The 20,304-nt window shown below is 42.5% G+C and carries 16 protein-coding genes and 5 tRNA genes; 1 reads left to right on the top strand and 20 read right to left on the bottom strand.

The features are described 5' to 3' along the window. Nucleotides 1-91: 91 nt before the first annotated feature. The 20 genes from tuf (BROSI_RS10535) to aroC all read right to left on the bottom strand — a co-directional run bounded on the left by tuf (BROSI_RS10535) (nt 92) and on the right by aroC (nt 18,906). On the bottom strand, nt 92-1,294 hold the full coding sequence (gene tuf, locus BROSI_RS10535) for an elongation factor Tu (protein ID WP_052563752.1): 1,203 nt from the start codon (nt 1,292-1,294) through the stop codon (nt 92-94). Between the two features lie 31 nt (nt 1,295-1,325). Then, the gene (gene fusA, locus BROSI_RS10530; RefSeq protein ID WP_052563761.1) at nt 1,326-3,380 is read right to left on the bottom strand and encodes an elongation factor G; all 2,055 of its coding nucleotides are present in this window, start codon (nt 3,378-3,380) and stop codon (nt 1,326-1,328) included. 18 nt (nt 3,381-3,398) lie between these two features. After that, nucleotides 3,399-3,881 (bottom strand): 30S ribosomal protein S7, encoded by a 483-nt coding sequence (rpsG, locus tag BROSI_RS10525; protein WP_052563760.1) that lies wholly within the window; start codon nt 3,879-3,881, stop codon nt 3,399-3,401. A gap of 25 nt (nt 3,882-3,906) precedes the next feature. Then, nucleotides 3,907-4,278: a 30S ribosomal protein S12 gene (gene rpsL / locus BROSI_RS10520; protein WP_052563759.1), complete on the bottom strand. Its 372-nt coding sequence runs from the start codon at nt 4,276-4,278 to the stop codon at nt 3,907-3,909. 21 nt (nt 4,279-4,299) lie between these two features. After that, nucleotides 4,300-8,409 carry a DNA-directed RNA polymerase subunit beta' gene (rpoC, locus tag BROSI_RS10515; RefSeq protein ID WP_052563758.1) on the bottom strand — a complete coding sequence of 1,370 codons (4,110 nt, stop codon included), beginning with the start codon at nt 8,407-8,409 and terminating at the stop codon, nt 4,300-4,302. An 84-nt stretch (nt 8,410-8,493) separates the two neighbouring features. Continuing rightward, entirely contained in the window at nt 8,494-12,186 is a 3,693-nt protein-coding gene (gene rpoB, locus BROSI_RS10510; RefSeq protein ID WP_052563757.1) for a DNA-directed RNA polymerase subunit beta, read from the bottom strand. 37 nt (nt 12,187-12,223) lie between these two features. After that, nucleotides 12,224-12,646, bottom strand: coding sequence for a 50S ribosomal protein L7/L12 (rplL, locus tag BROSI_RS10505; RefSeq protein ID WP_052563756.1), 423 nt, complete (start codon nt 12,644-12,646; stop codon nt 12,224-12,226). A gap of 36 nt (nt 12,647-12,682) precedes the next feature. Then, nucleotides 12,683-13,210, bottom strand: a complete 528-nt coding sequence (gene rplJ / locus BROSI_RS10500; protein ID WP_052563755.1) for a 50S ribosomal protein L10 — start codon at nt 13,208-13,210, stop codon at nt 12,683-12,685. 36 nt (nt 13,211-13,246) lie between these two features. Beyond that, on the bottom strand, nt 13,247-13,927 hold the full coding sequence (gene rplA / locus BROSI_RS10495; protein WP_052565789.1) for a 50S ribosomal protein L1: 681 nt from the start codon (nt 13,925-13,927) through the stop codon (nt 13,247-13,249). 47 nt (nt 13,928-13,974) lie between these two features. Then, nucleotides 13,975-14,400, bottom strand: coding sequence for a 50S ribosomal protein L11 (gene rplK, locus BROSI_RS10490; protein WP_052563754.1), 426 nt, complete (start codon nt 14,398-14,400; stop codon nt 13,975-13,977). 15 nt (nt 14,401-14,415) lie between these two features. Continuing rightward, nucleotides 14,416-14,964 carry a transcription termination/antitermination protein NusG gene (gene nusG / locus BROSI_RS10485; RefSeq protein ID WP_052563753.1) on the bottom strand — a complete coding sequence of 183 codons (549 nt, stop codon included), beginning with the start codon at nt 14,962-14,964 and terminating at the stop codon, nt 14,416-14,418. A gap of 192 nt (nt 14,965-15,156) precedes the next feature. Then, nucleotides 15,157-15,618: a preprotein translocase subunit SecE gene (gene secE / locus BROSI_RS19120; RefSeq protein ID WP_082059167.1), complete on the bottom strand. Its 462-nt coding sequence runs from the start codon at nt 15,616-15,618 to the stop codon at nt 15,157-15,159. Nucleotides 15,619-15,637: 19 nt separating this feature from the next. Next, nucleotides 15,638-15,714 (bottom strand) — tRNA-Trp (locus BROSI_RS10475). A 42-nt stretch (nt 15,715-15,756) separates the two neighbouring features. Beyond that, nucleotides 15,757-15,906 (bottom strand): 50S ribosomal protein L33, encoded by a 150-nt coding sequence (gene rpmG, locus BROSI_RS19115; protein ID WP_082059166.1) that lies wholly within the window; start codon nt 15,904-15,906, stop codon nt 15,757-15,759. A gap of 18 nt (nt 15,907-15,924) precedes the next feature. Beyond that, on the bottom strand, nt 15,925-17,127 hold the full coding sequence (gene tuf / locus BROSI_RS10470; RefSeq protein ID WP_052563752.1) for an elongation factor Tu: 1,203 nt from the start codon (nt 17,125-17,127) through the stop codon (nt 15,925-15,927). 56 nt (nt 17,128-17,183) lie between these two features. Then, a tRNA-Thr gene (locus BROSI_RS10465) sits at nt 17,184-17,258 on the bottom strand. Nucleotides 17,259-17,407: 149 nt separating this feature from the next. Then, nucleotides 17,408-17,478: transfer RNA gene (locus BROSI_RS10460), tRNA-Gly, on the bottom strand. A 28-nt stretch (nt 17,479-17,506) separates the two neighbouring features. Continuing rightward, nucleotides 17,507-17,591: transfer RNA gene (locus BROSI_RS10455), tRNA-Tyr, on the bottom strand. Between the two features lie 42 nt (nt 17,592-17,633). Then, nucleotides 17,634-17,708, bottom strand: a tRNA-Thr gene (locus tag BROSI_RS10450). Between the two features lie 61 nt (nt 17,709-17,769). Further along, nucleotides 17,770-18,906 carry a chorismate synthase gene (aroC, locus tag BROSI_RS10445; RefSeq protein WP_052563750.1) on the bottom strand — a complete coding sequence of 379 codons (1,137 nt, stop codon included), beginning with the start codon at nt 18,904-18,906 and terminating at the stop codon, nt 17,770-17,772. 112 nt (nt 18,907-19,018) lie between these two features. On the opposite strand from aroC, the gene BROSI_RS10440 reads away from it, so the two are divergent. Beyond that, nucleotides 19,019-20,281 (top strand): ABC transporter permease, encoded by a 1,263-nt coding sequence (locus BROSI_RS10440; RefSeq protein ID WP_082059165.1) that lies wholly within the window; start codon nt 19,019-19,021, stop codon nt 20,279-20,281. Nucleotides 20,282-20,304: the final 23 nt, after the last annotated feature.

The following is a 20,304-nucleotide window of genomic DNA, read 5'->3' as shown; positions in this document are numbered from 1 at the left end:
AACGCTCCAATTAATGTAATAGTGAAACTTTCTTTGCAAAAGGGAATAATATTAACATATATTCAATAAAAGTCAACATCAAAATGTTGTATTATTCAATAATTTTTGTAACGACACCAGCGCCGACAGTTTTTCCACCTTCCCGAATAGCAAACCTCAGCCCTTCATCCATCGCTATCGGCGTCAACAACTCAACATTTACCTTCACATTATCACCAGGCATTACCATCTCCGCACCGCCTGTCAGACTCACCACCCCCGTCACATCCGTCGTCCTAAAATAAAACTGCGGCCTATACCCATTAAAAAATGGCGTGTGTCTGCCACCCTCTTCCTTCGTCAATATATACGCCTCTGCCTCATATTTCCTGTGCGGTGTTATACTCCCAGGCTTCGCCAACACCTGACCCCTCTCCAAATCATCCTTCTCTATACCCCTCAACAACACCCCAAGGTTATCTCCCGCCTGCCCCTCATCCAGCGTCTTATTAAACATCTCCACCCCTGTTACCACAGACTTCTTAATCTCCGGCCTTATCCCCACTATATCCACTTCATCGCCAACCTTCACCCGACCCCTCTCTACCCTCCCAGTTCCCACCGTCCCCCTTCCCTTGATACTAAACACATCTTCCACTGACATCAAAAACGGCCTATCTATCTCTCTTACCGGATCAGGAATATATGCATCCACCGCATCCATCAACTTCAACACAGGCCCACAATTCGCACACGTAGCCGCCCCGCACCCACACTCATTCGCCTTGAGCGCAGACCCCCTGACCACCGGTATCTCATCCCCAGGAAAATTATACTTACTCAATAACTCACGAACCTCCATCTCCACCAAATCCAACAACTCCTTATCCTCGAGCATATCCACCTTGTTCATAAACACCACAATCCTTGGCACACCAACCTGCCTCGCCAGCAAAATATGCTCCCTCGTCTGCGGCATCGGCCCATCCGGAGCACTCACTACCAATATCGCACCATCCATCTGCGCCGCACCAGTTATCATGTTCTTCACGTAATCAGCATGCCCAGGACAATCTACATGCGCATAATGCCTCTTCTGCGTCTCGTACTCCACATGCGATATCGCTATCGTTATGCCCCTCTCCCTCTCCTCAGGAGCCTTGTCTATCGAATCATACGGCCTCTCCTTCGCCAACCCCTGCTTCGCCAACACATGCGTTATCACTGACGTCAACGTCGTCTTCCCATGATCCACATGCCCTATCGTCCCCACATTCACATGCGGCTTCGTCCGCTTAAATACCTCTTTTCCCATCGTTCAAACCTCCGATTATTTTGAAATTACCTTATGCAACACTACTGAACGCCTTCGCAGGTGCAGGTCTGTATTCCAACGGTTCCATAGTAAAAGTACCTCTACCTTGTGTAATTGATCGCAATACCGTCGAGTACCCGAACATTTCTGCAAGGGGCACGTCACCCTTGATGATCTTGAGACCACCCCTTGTACCCATTTCAAGAATATTTGCCCTTCGACTATGGACCTCACTTATCACATCTCCCATATATTGCTCAGGAACAACAATTTCCAAAGACATTATTGGCTCTAGCAATATAGATTTTGCCATTTCCACACCTTTTCTCAGCGCAATACTCGCAGCAGTATAAAATGCTAAATCGGATGAATCCACAGGATGAGTTGAACCATCGGTAAGCGTAACTTTAATATCGATGAGGGGGTATCCACCGGCAACACCAGTCGTTGCTGTTTCCCTGATTCCTTTTTCTACAGATCTTATATATTGTTTCGGAATCTTTCCACCAACAATTGCATCTTCAAAAGTTACCGGTTCCTCGCCCTTAAATGGTTCCAGTATAATCCATACGTGTCCGTATTGACCGTGGCCACCTGTCTGCTGAATAAATTTACCTTCCACCTCAACCTTTTTGCCAATTGTTTCTCTGTAAGATACCTTTGGAGCACCCACATTGGCATCGACTTTATATTCGCTCAGCATTCTATTTTTAATTACTTCCAAATGCAGCTCACCCATACCTGAGATAATCATTTGCCCAGTCTCCTGATCCATGCGAACTTTGAACGTTGGGTCTTCTTTTGCCAGTTTTGACAGGGCAACGCCAAGTTTTTCTTTTTCTGCATCCGTCTTAGGTTCTATCGCCATTGATATCACAGTATCAGGAAATTCCATCTTCTCAAGAACAATAGGATTATCCGGATCACACAAGGTGTCTCCCGTTACGGTATACTTCAAACCAACCACAGCGCCTATATCTCCGGCAACAAGCTCATCCACCTGTTCGCGGGTATTAGCGTGCATTTTATAAATACGACTAACTAATTCTTTTTTATCTTTTCCAGAGTTTATTACCCTCGTACCAGAAGTTATTTTCCCGGAATACACCCTTACAAATGTCAGATCTCCGTGCTTATCTGATGCGATTTTAAAAGCCAAGGCACTAAAAGGCTCTGCAGGAAGCGGTTTTCTTGATACATCTTCGTCTGTATATGGATTTGTACCAACAATTGATTTCCTATCAAGCGGTGAAGGCAGGTAATCGCACACTGCATCAAGAAGCGGTTGAACCCCCTTTCTCTTAAACGCTGAGCCACACATTACAGGTACGAGTTTTAAATTAATCGTCCCTTCCCTAATGGCCTTTTTTATTTCTTCATTTGTTATAGTCTCACCATTTAAAAATTTTTCCGTAAGCCACTCAACTTGTTCAGCTAGCCACTCAATCATCTTTTCACGATGAATTTCAGCCTCTTTTTTATATTCAGACGGGATCTCTTCTACTGAAAAATTGACCCCCAATTTATCAACATCGTCCGAGTAGATTATGGCCTTCATAGTTACAAGGTCAATTACTCCTTTAAATTCTTGTTCTTTACCCAGTGGAAGCTGAATAGGAACCGCCTTTATCCCTAATCGTTCATTGATTTCTCCCACAACCTTCATGAAATCAGCACCAATACGGTCCATTTTGTTCACAAAGCATATTCTGGGTACATTATACCTGTCTGCCTGACGCCAAACCGTCTCAGATTGTGCCTCGACACCGCCCACACCACAAAATACACAAATGGCACCATCAAGCACGCGGAGCGACCTCTCTACTTCTATAGTAAAATCAACATGGCCTGGGGTATCAATCAGATTAATATGATAATCATTCCAGGAACACGTTGTCGCAGCCGCCGTAATAGTAATTCCACGTTTTTGTTCCTCCTCCATCCAATCCATTATCGCAGTTCCATCGTGTACCTCACCCATTTTATATGACTTTCCGGTATAATAAAGAATTCGTTCTGAAGTGGTTGTCTTACCGGCATCAATATGTGCTGCAATACCAAAATTTCTCATTTTTTCAATATTCATATTATTAAACTTCCTGTACTAAAATTTTGACCATGCAAAATGTGCAAATGCCTTATTGGCCTCAGCCATCTTGTGAGTATTTTCCCTCTGGGTTATGGCTGCTCCCTGTTTTTTATATGCATCCGCCAGTTCATCAGCCAATCGCTGGAACATTGGACGTCCTTTTTTCCCTTTCGCTGCGCCTATTATCCACCGAAATGCCAAAGAAATTTGTCTTTGCTTTGGAACCTCTACCGGCACCTGATATGTTGCTCCCCCTACACGCTTTGACCTTACTTCCACTAACGGTTTAACGTTATTTACTGCAGTTTCAAATATCTCCAAAGGTTCAACATCTGTTATCTTTTTTTCTATAATCCCCATTGCATCGTAAAATACTTTCTCAGCTACACTTTTTTTACCCTTCCGCATAAGGCAATTAATAAACTTGGATACCAACTTACTCTTATATTTTATATCCGGCTGCAGATATACCTCTGTGCTCCTGTATGCAAGCGCCATAAACTAAATTCTCCTTCATGAAAACCTATTTGGGTGTTTTTGTCCCGTATTTGGAACGGGAACGCCTTCTGCCATCAACACCTGCACAATCTAACGTTCCTCGAATGATATGATATTTAATACCAGGGAGGTCTCTTACTCGCCCCCCTCTTACCAATACAATAGAGTGTTCTTGCAAATTATGACCTTCACCTGGAATATAGGCAGTTATTTCCCTGCCATTAGACAATCGAACCCTAGCTACTTTTCTTAATGCAGAATTAGGTTTTTTTGGCGTCCTCGTCATAACTTGAAGACATACCCCCTTCTTATGGGAGCATTTTTCCAGGTCCGGGCTTTTACTTTTGTTTTTGGCGCCCTTTCTGCCTTTCCTGATTAACTGATTTATTGTTGGCATATTTTCCTCATCCCTATATTATTAGGTTGATGTAACAAGTTCTTTTTCCTCACGTTTTTCTAACTCTTTTGAAGAGACTACTTCACTTGGCACAGCAGAAAGTGAACAATAGGACTTATAACCAGTTCCGGCTGGCACCAGATGCCCAAGTATAACATTTTCCTTTAATCCAACCAGCCCATCAACTTTACCTTCAAGCGCAGCTCTGGTTAAAACTTTGGTTGTTTCCTGAAACGATGCCGCAGATATAAAACTGTCAGATTGCAAAGAGGCTTTTGTTATGCCCATCAATAATGGTTTCGCTGTTGAAGGTTTTCCACCTTTTCCGATGATTTTCTTATTTTCTTCTTTAAATCTAAATTTATCGACAACCTGACCTGGCAGAAAACCCGTGTCACCAACATCATCCACTTTTACCTTTCTGAGCATCTGAGCAATGATAATCTCAATATGTTTATCATCAATTGGTACATTTTGAGACCGATAGACATTTTGAACTTCTTTCTGCATATATGTCTGCAACTCTTCCTCTCCGCTTATTCTTAAAATGTCCTGCAGTATGAGAGGCCCTTCCACTAGCGGACTACCTGCCTTAATATGATCACCTCTGTGTACTTTTAAATGCTTGCCCCGGGGAACGAGATGTTCTATTTCCATCCCCGTCTCACTCTTAACTAATATCGTGCGTTTCCCTCTACGCTTTTCACCCACCTCCACAACACCATCAATTTCACTCATTACCGCAGGGTCTTTCGGTTTTCTCGCCTCAAAAATCTCTGCTACCCTTGGCAAACCACCTGTAATATCTTCAGTCCTTGAAATTTCTCTCGGTGTTTTTGCAAGCAAAGTTCCAGCAGTAACAAATTCAGCTTCTTCCACTTCAATATGCGCCTTCTCCGGAATTGGATAGAGGCCAAGAATTTTACCTGTTTCGTCCTCAATAATGATTTGAGGATGCAAATCTCCCTTATGTTCCATAATCACCTTCCGCTTTACACCGGTCGAAGCATCAGACTCTTGCCTCATAGTCTTACCTAACACAATATCTTCAAAACGGATTTTTCCAGACATTTCTGTTAATATGGGTATCATATGGGGGTCCCACCTAGACAGCACTTGGTGAGCAACGACATTATCATTCTCTTTGACCAATACCTCTGCACCAAGCACTACTGTATGTTTATCAATTTGTCTCCCCTTGGAATCGATAAGAAATATCTCACCGTTTGCATTAATGGCAACATTTTTTCCCTGTGGATTTTTCACTACATTTAAATTGTTATACTTCACGGTTCCAGCCCGCTTTGCCTTTATCTCTGACTCTTCCACCGAACGAGTTGCAGTGCCACCGATATGAAACGTTTTCATGGTAAGTTGTGTACCTGGTTCACCAATCGATTGCGCCGCAATAATCCCCACAGCCATACCTTCTTCCACAAATTGCCCTCGTGACAAATCCATTCCGTAGCACTTTATACAAAGCCCCAGGGACATTTCACAAGTCAACGGCGAACGGACTTTAATCTTTTCATATCCTAAAGCTTCTATTCTCTTTGCTTTTTCTTCTGTAATTAATTCATTTTCCCTCACGATTACTTCGTCTTTTACCAAATCTACAATATTATTCCTCGCAACTCGTCCTGTAATCACCTTACTCAACGGTACCTCTACTTTTTCCCCCCGGTAAACAACACTCTTGGTAATACCATTAGTGGTGCCACAATCTAGCGCTGTTATGACCACGTTCTGTGCAACGTCAGCCAATTTCCTTGTCAAATAACCAGAATCTGCCGTTTTTAAGGCTGTATCAGCCAATCCTTTTCTCGCACCGTGTGTGGAACTGAAATACTCCAGTACCCCTAACCCTTCCCTGAAATTAGCTTTTATTGGAGCCTCAATAATCTTACCAGAAGGTTTCGCCATCAATCCACGCATACCGGCAAGCTGTCTTAACTGCTGAGAACTACCCCTTGCACCGGATGATGACATTAAATACACAGGGTTCAGATACCGCTTCCCTTCCCTCACATCGTTTTTCAGCTCACTCAACATCTCCTCTGCAACCCTTTCACCGGCATAGGTCCAAGTATCTATGATCTGATTGTACCTTTCTCCTTCCGTTATTATTCCTTTTCGATATAGTTTCTGTATTTTTTCGATCTCCTCTTGCGTCCTGTCAATAATCTCCTGTTTCTTTGTGGGCATTTTTACATCTGTTATAGCAAACGAAAGGCCTGCCTTAGTACATTCCTTGAAACCTATTTCTTTAATATTATCTAATAAATCAATCGTTTTTTCTCTGCCAAGCAACTTATAACAATCTTGAATTATCCTGCTAATACCTTTTAAATCCAATGTATAATTGTAAAAAGGCATTCCATCAGGTAATATATTATTAAAAACAACACGACCTACTGTTGTTTTGCATAAACCATTCTTGGATTCTTCAGCGCCAAATCTATCTTTTATAATTCTTGTTTGTTTTATTCTTACCTCAATTTTCGTGTGCAAATGTACCTTTTTCTGAGAAAGCGCATAAACAACTTCGTCAGGACCGCTAAATTTTTTGTATTTATCTTCCGAGCTGTCCTGCAAACTTGTGGTAAGAAAAGAACAACCCAATACAATATCCTGGGTTGGCGTAATAATTGGTTCACCAGAAGCCGGCGAAAAGATATTATTCGTAGACAGCATTAAGGTAATCGCCTCAACCTGGGCTTCTATAGAAAGAGGGAGATGAACAGCCATCTGATCGCCATCAAAATCGGCATTGAAGCCGCGACATACTAACGGATGCAATTTGATAGCATTCCCCTCCACCAGAATAGGCTCAAAAGCCTGTATGCCCATCCTATGTAATGTGGGCGCCCGATTGAGCAATACAGGATGTCGTTTGACCACCTCTTCAAGAATATCCCAAACTTCCTTATCTTTGCGACCCAACATCTTTTTAGCACTCTTAATTGTATCGGCAAGTCCCATCTCTTTTAACCTTCGAATTATGAATGGCTGAAACAATTCGAGCGCTATTTTCTTTGGCAAGCCACATTGGTGCAATTTTAACTCAGGTCCCACAACTATCACAGAACGCGCAGAATAATCGACCCTTTTCCCAAGTAAATTTTCTCTAAAACGCCCTTGTTTGCCTTTTATCATATCGGTTAACGATTTTAATGGTCTGTTGTTGCTACCCAATACAGGGCGCTTTCCCCTCGTATTATCAAACAAGGCATCAACAGCCTGCTGCAACATTCTTTTTTCGTTTCTTATAATTACTTCCGGGGCGTTCAAATCGATCAACTTCTTTAAACGATTATTACGGTTAATAATCCTCCTGTACAGATCATTGAGATCAGACGTTGCAAAGTTTCCGCTTTCGAGAAGCACCAGTGGTCTCAGATCAGGAGGAATAACCGGAACCACGCTAAGCACCATCCATTCAGGTTTATTTCCAGAATCTCTGAATGCCTCAACAATTTCCAACCGTTTAATTATCTCTTTGGCACGTTGTTTCGATTTCGTTTGATTAAGTTCTTCGCGCAACTCCTTTGACAACGCAACTAAATCGATCTTTTGCAGAAGGGTCCGTATCGCCTCTGCACCCATTCCGGCTTTGAAAGACTGCTCTCCATATTTTTCTTTATTCGTTTTATATTCTTCTTCACTGAGTATCTGATATTCTTTTAACTGAGTACTTCCAGTCTCTATTACAACGTAATCCTGAAAATAGATAATTCTTTCCAGCGAGGTGGTTTTCATCCCCAAGAGTGTACCCAGACGGGACAGCATTGCCTTAAAGAACCAAATGTGAACAATGGGTGCAGCCAGATTGATATGACCCATACGCTTTCTTCTAACACGTGAGTGGGTAATCTTCACACCACAACGGTCGCATATAATTCCTTTATGCTTTATCCCTTTATATTTCCCACAAAAACATTCCCAATTGCGCTCAGGGCCAAAAATACGTTCACAAAACAAGCCATCTTTTTCAGCCCTGTACGTACGATAATTGATCGTTTCCGGCTTTTTTACCTCCCCGTAAGACCAACTTCTAATATCTTCAGGCGATGCAAGTGATATTTTCACTGAGCTATACTCATTTATTTTATCGTACACTATATCTGCCATTCTAAAAAACCTCTTAATAGAAATTCCTTACCTATTTCATTTTATTACTTTTTGCTGTAATAGAAATCAAACTACCTTCATCGATCACTCTTTTAACACTTCCATTTTTTTCTTTTCCAATTTCAAACTTAACCCCAGCCCAGCAATTTCATTCGCAAGTACTTCAAAAGACGCCGGTGTCCCAGCTTCCAGCGTATTTTCACCCTTTACCATCGATTCGTAAATCTTTGTTCTTCCCTCGACATCATCACTTTTCACAGTCAGCAATTCCTGCAAATTATGCGCAGAGCCATACGCTTCAAGCGCCCAAACTTCCATTTCACCGAATCTCTGCCCACCGAATCTTGCCTTCCCACCTAACGGTTGCTGAGTAATCAACGAGTATGGGCCCGTCGCCCTTGCGTGTACTTTTTCGTCTACCAAATGATGGAGTTTTAACATATACATATAACCTACCGTAACCTTTTGTTCAAAAGGTTCACCACTGCGGCCATCGTACAAAACGGCTTTTCCGTCCTCAGGCAGGCCAGCATTCCTCAGGGTCGCCCTAATTTCTTCCTCACTTGCCCCCTCAAAAATTGGAGTGACTGCCCGGAATCCCATTTTTTTCGCTGCCCATCCTAAATGGGTCTCAAGAATCTGACCAACATTCATTCTCGAAGGTACACCCAGCGGATTCAACAACATCTCCACTCTTGTCCCGTCAGCCAAGAAAGGCATATCCTCCTCCGGAAGAATTTTGGAAATAACACCTTTATTACCATGTCTCCCAGCCATTTTATCCCCAACAGACAGCTTTCTCTTCGTCGCAACAGATATCTTTGCGAGCTCCAATACTCCAGTAGGTAATTCATCACCCCGTTTCAAATGATTAATTTTTCTATCTCTTTCATCCTTCAAAAATTCAATTTTTTCGCAGTATTCACGACTAATTTCGACGACCTTCTCTTTTTTCTTTTTATTGCTGAACTCTATGTTCTCAATATCAAAACGTTCCTCGAGCATAAGGATAGACTTCACTGGCATACCTCGTTCAACCGAATATGTCTGTCCTGTTTGTATATCCACCAAAGGTTCTTTGATGTCCTCATCTATTGCCTTCAACATTTTCACAAATTCTTTTGAAATACTTTCATCATATTTTGTTTCTATTTCGTTTATTTCTTGTAAAATCTTCTGTCTCTTGTCATCAGATAGATAAGACTTTCTGGAAAACACCTGCGTATTGATTACAATTCCTTCCATGCCGGAAGGAACCTCAAGAGATTCGTTTTTCACATCTTCACCTGCACGTCCAAAAATGGCATGCAATAATTTTTCTTCGGGAGACAATTCACTCCTGCTCTTTGGGGCAATCTTGCCAACCAGTATATCTCCAGGCTTTACCTTTGTCCCAATTCGTATTACACCGTTTTCATCAAGATTACTTAAAGCTTTTTCGGAAACATTGGGAATATCACGGGTAAACTCCTCCCTTCCCAACTTCGTCTCCCGTATTTCCACCTCAAACTCATCTCTGTGTATGGAAGTAAAACGATCATCCTTAAGTAATGCCTCGCTGATCACTATGGCATCTTCAAAATTGTATCCATCCCAGGTCATAAAGGCCACCAAAACATTTTTGCCTAAACTTAGCTCACCCCTGCAAGTGGCGGCTCCATCAGCGATCACCTCTCCCCTTTTTACCTTTTGACCTTCAACAACCATTGGTTTCTGATTCAAACATGTACCTTCATTTAAACCTACAAATTTCCTCAGTTTGTAGATATCCTTATCATCTATAACAATTTCATCTGCCGTTACTTTTGTTATAGCCCCAGCGTTCATCGCCTGGACAGTCATACTTGAATTCTGTGCAACGAACCGTTCCATACCAGTGGATATTATTGGAGGTTCTGTTTTTAACAGTGGCACTGCCTGCCTTTGCATATTAGAACCCATTAGCGCCCTGTTCGCATCGCTATGTTCAAGAAAAGGTATCAGGCTGGCCGATACTCCTACCAGTTGTTTGGGAGAAACATCCATGTAATTTACGTCTTTAAAATTCACCTGGTGAAAATCACCGTTATATCTACATAAAACGTTTTCCTTCTCTAGTTTCTCCGTACCGCTTATTAACACATCCGCAGGAGCTATTAATTTATTTTCTTCTTCGTCAGCACGAAGATACGTTATTTTATCAGTAATCTTTCCCTTATCGATTATACGATACGGCGTAATCAAAAAACCATATTCATCCGTTGTAGCATAAATGCTCAAGGATGCAATCAAGCCTATATTGGTACCTTCAGGCGTCTCGATTGGACAAACCCTGCCATAATGAGATACATGAACATCTCTAACTTCGAAACCCGCTCGCTTTCTGTTTAACCCGCCAGGTCCTAAAGCACTTAATCTTCTTTCGTGAGTTAATTGTGCCAAAGGATTTGTCTGATCTAATACTTGCGACAGTTCGCTTCTACTAAAGAAATAGTCTATCGCCGAAAAAATAGCCTTAGAGTTAACCAGCGAACGCGGTGTTAATTGCTCGGAATCTTTTACGCTTAACCGTTCTTGCACAGTTCTCCTTAGTTTCAAAAAACCTTTGCGTAACTCTTCCCCTGCCAGCTCATCAATGGTTCGAAGCCGCCGATTCCCTAAATTATCGATATCGTCAACAGATGCCCCAGTCTCACCTTTGCGTAACTTCATTATATACCGTACGGCCTCTACATAATCTTCTTTTTGTAACGTCATCTCGGCTTCATTAATGTTGTGCCCCAACTTCCTGTTCAGCCTAAATCTTCCCACCGATCCCAATCTGTATCTCTTTACATCAAAGAACTTATCATAAAATAGCTGTCTGGCCTTTTCTACTTGTTGTGGATTTCCCGGTCGAAACCGAGCATAAATTTTCAACAAGGCGTCTTCGTGGGATTTAGTAAAATCAGACTCCAACGAATTCAACATCAACGGATCTTCCATTTTCTTAATTACTTCAATTTTCTTGATTTCCAAATCCGTAATCGTTTTTATCAACGTATCGGATATTTGTCGGCCTGCTTCAAGAACAATTTCTCCAGTTTGGGGGTTCACAATCTTATCGACAGTGTACCTGCCTCTTAATTTTGTGGCTGATGCAAAATCTGATATTTTTACAACTTCCGATTCATAAAAAAGACGGATAATGTCTTCATCGTTCGTATATTCTTCCGATAAAGCCCTTAGGAAACAGGTAGCAGGCAACTTTCCGCTCTGGTCGATTTTTACTGTAAGGCTATCCTTCTTTCCTACTTCCAACTCAATCCAACTGCCCCTCTCTGGAATAATTCTACACGAATGCAACCTCTTCTCAGCATGAAATTCCTCGATGAAATCTATTCCTGGCGAACGATGCAATTGAGTTACAATTACCCTTTCAGTCCCATTAATAATGAATTCACCGCCACCTATCATAACGGGTATTTCACCCAAGTATACCTCTTCCTCGATAGGCTCTGCTTTATTTAATCTCAGCCAAATCCGAAACGGGCAACCATATGTTAACCGCAATTGTCTGCACTCATCTTGCGTATATCTCGGTTTCCCAAGTTCGTATTTAATATAATCCAAAGACATCGTTCCGTCATAGTTACTTATCGGGAATATCTCCCTCAATATCGCTTCGATTCCGTGATTCTTTCTTTTAGAGGCAGGCACGTCCGATTGCAAAAAATCACCATATGCTCTTGTCTGAATCTGAACAAGGTTCTGGATTTCTATAACATCTTCAATTTTGCCACAATTCCGGATTTCCATGATATACCTGTGTTATTAAGTTGGAAAATACAAATTCCTATTTAATTTCTACCTTAGCACCTGCTGCCTCAAGCGATTTCTTAATCTTCTCTGCGTCCTCTTTCGAAACCCCCTCTTTAACTGTTTTAGGAGCACCTTCTACAAGGTCCTTAGCTTCCTTTAAACCCAAATTCGTCTCAGCACGAACGGCCTTAATCACCTGGATTTTGTTTGCGCCACCATCCTTCAGAATCACATCAAAAGCAGACTTTTCCTCAACAGCGGCAGCCTTACCTTCCGCTGCTACGGCCGCAACACCAGATGGCATGGTTGCAACCGCTGCCGCTGAGACACCGAATTTCTGTTCAAACGCTTTAACGAGTTGCGAGGCTTCCAGCAACGTCATTCCTGCCACTAAATCCAGCACTTGTAAAATTTTGCCAGACGGCTCAACTGTCTTTTCTTCACCAACCTGAGTCATTTTATCCTCCTACCTTTCGGGAATTCTGCAAAAAAACTATACACCACTTTTTTCTTTCTTATCCTTAACTGCCTGGAAAACCGTTGCCAGGCTACGCAAAACAGCATTAAAAGCACTTGCAACCCCTACAATGGGTGCATTGATACCAGTAATTATTTGTGTACGAAGCACTGGCATAGCGGGAAGCTTTGCCAGATCATTTATATCGTTAACTGAAACTGTTGTCCCATCAACAAACCCGCCGCGCAAACGTAAAAAAGGTATTTTTTTCGACCACTCAAGGGTTTCTTTTGCCATAACGACCGGATCATCCCCTCCGGTTACTATCGCTGAAGGGCCGATAAGCATACTCACAAGTCCCGTAATTCCAAGTTCTTTGAATGCAATCACCGCAAGCGAATTTTTAACTATTTCCATGCAAATTTTCTTTTTTCTCAAATCTTTTCGCAGTTGATCAAATTCTAATGCTTTTATCCCCTGATAGCTAACTACCAAATAATTGCTCGTGTTGCGGTAGTTGGAAATCAATCCTTTTACAACAAGCTCTTTTAATTCATTTGCCATTGCTTTATTTCATTCCCCTCACAATTATTTCTAAACCTAAATCTGTACTGTGATTCCAGGACTCATTGTTGAAGATACTGAAACCTTTTCCAAAAATACCCCTTTTGCTGAGGCCGGACGTGAGTTAACGATATGCTTAACAAACGTATTTATATTATCCTCTAAATCTTTTTCTGAAAACGAAACCTTTCCTACAATGGTATGGACGTTTCCACCCGCATCAGTTCTATACTCGATTTTACCCGCCTTAAACTCCTTTACAGCCGTTTCAATATTATCTGTCACCGTCCCCGATTTAGGCGAAGGCATCTTACCCTGAGGCCCAAGAACCCTACCCAACTTACCGACCAACCTCATCATATCAGAAGCGGCAATTGCCACATCAAAATCAGTCCATCCGCCCTCAACCTTTTTTACTAATTCTTCAGCTCCAACTTCATCCGCACCAGCTTTTTTTGCTGCAACCGCCTTTTCACCGGCAGCAAAAACAATTACTTTAAGACTTTTACCAATACCGTTGGGCAAAGAAACAGACCCTCTTACAAGCTGATCCGATTGCTTCGGGTCAATACCCAGCTTCATTGCAACTTCAACGCTTTCGTCAAATTTTGCTGGTTTAAAAGACTTAAGCAACTTAATAGCCTCTTTTAAATCATACTTTTTCCCTGAATCAACAATCTTACAAGACTCTATATATCTCTTGCTTTTTCTTGCCATCTGCATACTTTCCTTTCAAACATCCAGAACATACACTTTTATGGAAGTTAATCTATCACCTTAATCCCCATATTACGAGCAGTTCCCTCTACGACTTTTATAGCGGCATCCAAATTATCAGCATTCAAATCCGCCAGTTTTTTACTAGCAATTTCTTTTAATTGTTGCGTGGTTACCTGCCCTACCTTTTGCCGGTTTGGCTCGGAAGAGCCCTTTGCAATACCAGCCAATTGCTTTAACAATACCGAGGCAGGGGGAGATTTTAAAATAAATGTAAATGTTTTATCTTTATAAACCGTAATCTCTACCGGTGTCAACACACCTTGCAAGTCTTTTGTCTTGTCATTAAATTGCTTTACGAATTGTCCTATATTTACTCCATGCTGACCAAGCGCTGGTCCTACTGGTGGTGCTGGGGTAGCCTGCCCTCCCGGACACTGCAGTTTAATCTTTGCCAATATCTCTTTTGCCATCTTATACTCCTACTATCAAATTGCCTCAACCTGCCAATATTCCAACTCAACCGGAGTCGCCCTGCCAAATACCGTAAGCATTACTTTCACACGACCGCTGGCAGGCAATACCTCTTCGACAATCCCGTCGTAATTTTCAAACGGTCCTTCCTTAACCCTCACCTTCTCACCTTCTCGGAATTCAATCTTTGCCCTAGGTTTTTCTTCTTTATGCTCAACTTCAGATAGCAACTTCTCCACTTCATAACTTGCCATAGGCACCGGTTTGTTTTGTCCACCGATAAAATCACCAGCGCCAGGCGTTTCACGGATCAAAAACCAAACTTCCTTCGGTATCTGACCGTGCTCATCCACTTCAACCTCTGCCATTATATAACCTGGATATATTTTTCTTTCCGTTATCTTCTTCTTACCACCCTTAACTTCTGAAACCTTCTCACTGGGAACCAAAACATTTGTAATCAGCTTTTCTAGGCCGCGCGCCTTAATGAGCTCCGCCAAACTATCTCTTACCTTGTCCTCTTTATTGCTCTGAACGCGCAATACAAACCATTGCCTGGACATTTTAATGTTTATCCCTTATAGAAAAAAGCTACTACAAACACTCTACAATCGCTGCAAAATATTGATTAATCTGCTTTATTCAATCACAAGGAAGGAAACCGAGGAGTAAACAGCCTGAGGATCATCCGTAACTCGTCATTATGCCACACGGAGGCGTAATACCCAACCTTTCACCCAAATCACCAACATACTTTAAAGCACACCTATGTACTCCATTACCATAGATACAAACCAATCAACACCCAATATAAATACTCCTATTACAATAACCGACACGATAACAACCGCCGTTGAACCGACCAACTCATATCTTGTTGGCCACGAAACCTTTTGAAGCTCTCCCTGAGTATCAATGAGAAATTCAACCGTCTTTTTGCCGCTGCTGTCTAAAGGCCTAATCCCCGTCTCAAAACCTACAACAAAAATACCAATCAAAAAACCCAAAAAAACAAAAAGCAAAAAAGCACACACCAATCCCCAAGACAAGCTAATATCAACCAACGGAATCCTTGCACTTCCGGCAATATTAGGCAAATCTATCAAAACATTGTACAACGAGATAGAAGCAAACAATGCAAGCAGACCCAAGGCTATCCCTACAGCAACCCTGCTATAAACGCCAAATCCTTTTCTATAAACCCCTAAAAACGGCATTATGAAATCTCTTTATATATGGCAGGTCTGGAGGGACTCGAACCCCCAACGGCCGGATTTGGAGTCCGGTGCTCTACCAATTAGAGCTACAGACCTTTATTTTATATGAAAACTACCCATCACCATTAAAGTAAAAATCTACTTCTTGTATTCCTTATGATCCGTGTGCTTCCTGCAATACCTGCAAAACTTCTTTCGTTCCAGCTTTTCTGTTTGTTGTGTCTTTTTCGGTGTTCTATAATTTCTATTAGAACACTCCTTACACACCATAGTCACATATTCACGCATCGCGCATTCCCAAAGTTTTTATTCAATAATTTTTGTAACGACACCAGCGCCGACAGTTTTTCCACCTTCCCGAATAGCAAACCTCAGCCCTTCATCCATCGCTATCGGCGTCAACAACTCAACATTTACCTTCACATTATCACCAGGCATTACCATCTCCGCACCGCCTGTCAGACTCACCACCCCCGTCACATCCGTCGTCCTAAAATAAAACTGCGGCCTATACCCATTAAAAAATGGCGTGTGTCTGCCACCCTCTTCCTTCGTCAATATATACGCCTCTGCCTCATATTTCCTGTGCGGTGTTATACTCCCAGGCTTCGCCAACACCTGACCCCTCTCCAAATCATCCTTCTCTATACCCCTCAACAACACCCCAAGGTTATCTCCCGCCTGCCCCTCATCCAGCGTCTTATTAAACATCTCCACCCCTGTTACCACAGACTTCTTAATCTCCGGCCTTATCCCCACTATATCCACTTCATCGCCAACCTTCACCCGACCCCTCTCTACCCTCCCAGTTCCCACCGTCCCCCTTCCCTTGATACTAAACACATCTTCCACTGACATCAAAAACGGCCTATCTATCTCTCTTACCGGATCAGGAATATATGCATCCACCGCATCCATCAACTTCAACACAGGCCCACAATTCGCACACGTAGCCGCCCCGCACCCACACTCATTCGCCTTGAGCGCAGACCCCCTGACCACCGGTATCTCATCCCCAGGAAAATTATACTTACTCAATAACTCACGAACCTCCATCTCCACCAAATCCAACAACTCCTTATCCTCGAGCATATCCACCTTGTTCATAAACACCACAATCCTTGGCACACCAACCTGCCTCGCCAGCAAAATATGCTCCCTCGTCTGCGGCATCGGCCCATCCGGAGCACTCACCACCAATATCGCACCATCCATCTGCGCCGCACCAGTTATCATGTTCTTCACGTAATCAGCATGCCCAGGACAATCTACATGCGCATAATGCCTCTTCTGCGTCTCGTACTCCACATGCGATATCGCTATCGTTATGCCCCTCTCCCTCTCCTCAGGAGCCTTGTCTATCGAATCATACGGCCTCTCCTTCGCCAACCCCTGCTTCGCCAACACATGCGTTATCACTGACGTCAACGTCGTCTTCCCATGATCCACATGCCCTATCGTCCCCACATTCACATGCGGCTTCGTCCGCTTAAATACCTCTTTTCCCATAAACTCCCTTTCCCTTATAATTCCCTGCTTTAATATTTAATATTTTTTATTTTATATGGAGCTGCTGATGGGATTTGAACCCATGGCCTCGTCCTTACCAAGGACGTGCTCCACCACTGAGCTACAGCAGCATGTACATGACAAAGCAAACCTTATAGCCACACCACATCTTCATACATCACCCTTTTTCTAATACAAGCATAGAAGTCACGTATTTTATCACAAGAAAAATAAATGTCAAACACAAAGTGCTTTTTTATTTTCTTTTTTAAACAGATCAAGCGGGCGATGGGAATCGAACCCACATGACTAGCTTGGAAGGCTAGGGCTCTACCATTGAGCTACGCCCGCAGAAACCAAACTTTAATTCCACGAAAACTGGTGGGTGGAGGAGGATTCGAACCTCCGAAGGCTATGCCAACAGATTTACAGTCTGTCCCCTTTGGCCACTCGGGAATCCACCCTTTTTATTCTCTTTCTTATGAGTTTGTTACTGAAACACATTCTGGAGCTAGCGGTGGGACTCGAACCCACAACCTGCGGTTTACAAAACCGCTGCTCCGCCATTGAGCTACGCTAGCTCAGAAAAGGTTTTATGATATCAAAACATACAAATTATTCAAGTAAAATTTATAACCAACATCAGAAACCTGAAAGATACCCTTCAAAATTACGCTTTACTTCGTCAATACTATCTTTTCCAAATTTTTCCAGAAATGCTCTGGCAATTTCAAAGGCAATCATAGATTCACAAACCACAGAAGCAGCCGGAACCGCGCACACATCCGATCTTTCATAGGTAGCCGTGATTGGCTCTTTTGTCAACAAATCCACAGATCTTAATGGCTTTTTCAATGTCGGAATAGGTTTCATATATGCCCTTACTATAATCGGTTCCCCATTACTGATACCGCCTTCTATTCCTCCAGCATTGTTTGTCATCCTTTTAAATCCGCCTGTTACTGATTTGCCCTGTTTTGGCTTTTCATAAAAAATCTCGTCATGCACCTCTGAACCGAATCTGTTCGCAACATTACAACCCAATCCCAATTCAACACCTTTGATTGCCTGAACAGACATCAGGGCGCCGGCAAGCCTTGCATCCAATCTGAGATCCCACTGAGTATGGCTTCCTAATCCCACAGGCAGCCCATACGCAATAACTTCAACAACACCCCCGAGAGAATCTCCTTTTTCCGCGGTTTGCTGAATCTTTTCGATAATTTTCCCCTCAATATCCTGGTCAATACAATATACGGAACTTTTCTCACGAATTTTTTCTGCAACATCGATGTCTTTGAGGAATTTATCTGAATGAATACCCCCGATCCCCTTTACGTAACCAAATATGCCTATTCCAAAGAGAGAGAGTAAAATTTTTGCCACCGCGCCAACTGCTACCCTGGCCGCTGTCTCTCTTGCACTTGCCCGTTCCAATATGTTTCGCGCATCCTTTAGATTATATTTTAGGACACCAGCCAAGTCTGCATGGCCTGGTCTGGGGCGAGTAACAGCGGGCAACTCATCAATTTTATAATCACTATTTTTGATCATTAAACAAATGGGGCTGCCTAAGGTTATATTTTTCCTAATTCCGGAGAGAATTTCCACCCGGTCTTCCTCAATCTGCATTCTCCCACCCCTGCCTAACCCACCTTGTCTTCGCTTCATTTCCTTGTTGATAACCGCTTCGTCAATAAACACTCCCGAGGGAAACCCTTCAATCATCGCGACAAGACATTTTCCGTGAGATTCTCCTGCAGTTTTAAAATATAACATTCCATGTCTCCAAAACGGCAAATTTATTATTTCATTGCCTAAAAATTTATATATGCTAGAATTCGGAAATTATATATTTAACAACTCAAAATAACAATGCAAAACCTGTCCGATGTATAATCTTTTCATTAGTCTGCGCTATCTGCGTAATAGAAAAATATCCTTTTTTGCCGTGGCCGGAGTTGCCGTTGGAGTAATGACCCTGATTGTTGTACTTTCCGTGATGAATGGCTTTGATCAGGAACTTCGAAGCAGGATTCGAGGCACACTGGCGCATATTATTATTTTAAAAGGCGGCATGTACGGACTCGAAGATTATAAACAAGTGATCGAAAAAGTGAAAACTTTTGAGCATGTAACAGCCTGTGCACCCTATGTGGAGGGTCCGGCGCTTATCAAATTGAGAAATAGAAAGGAATTCGTCTACTTCAAAGGAATTGACCCTGATGCAGAAGCAAGCGTGGGTGATTTTACGTCGTATATTACCCCGTTCGGAAATCAACCTGAAGATTTATTAAAAACCCACGGAGAAAAAAATACCGGCAGCGTATTTGGTGGTTCAGAATTATTCAGGGTCGGTCCCGGGGAACCTGAAAAAGACCCGGGAAGTTTCATACAAAACGGCGAACAAATTGTGCTGGTCACACTGAAAGAATGGGATAAAATTAGTGTGAAGGCATTTGTTGTTGTCGGAAAATTCAAATCGGGAATGTACGATTTTGATAAAAACTATGTATACATCCCCCTTACTGTGGCACAGGAGCTAACCGGTTCAAAGGGAAAAGATGCTGTCACCGGGATAAGCATAAAACTAGATGATTACCGTTACGCTAACCAGGTACGGGACAAACTACAGGCCGCTCTGGGTATTGAATATTATGTGCAAACATGGGAAGATGCCAGAAAAACCTTCTTGACAGCCGTGATGATGGAAAGACGCGTAATGGCATTCATACTATTTTTCATCATTGTGGTAGCAGGATTTAATATCCTGGCCATACTCACCATGATTGTCCTTGAAAAATCCAAGGACATCGGCATTCTCAAAGCACTCGGTGCAACCACGCAGGGTATTATGTCTATCTTCCTTTTAAATGGATTACTTATCGGCAGCATTGGTGCAAGCATTGGAACTGCTGCCGGATTATCAATTGTTTTAAGGATTAATTGGATTGAAAATGCCCTATACCATATGACAGGCTGGAGACCGTTCCCGCCTGAGGTTTATTATTTTAATCAGATCCCCACGGTAGTAAATCCAACTAGTATTGTATTCACAGCAGCCATTGCCATTGCAAGTAGTGTGGTATTTAGTATCTATCCCGCTTTAAGGGCTGCGCGTCTCGACCCCGTAGAGACGTTGCGTTATGAATAGCCTGCTCATGCCGTGAATTTAAT

The organism is Candidatus Brocadia sinica JPN1 (assembly GCF_000949635.1).
GTDB lineage: Bacteria > Planctomycetota > Brocadiia > Brocadiales > Brocadiaceae > Brocadia > Brocadia sinica.
The sequence above is the reverse complement of the archived record's forward strand: the minus strand, read 5'-3'. Positions and strand labels throughout refer to the sequence as shown.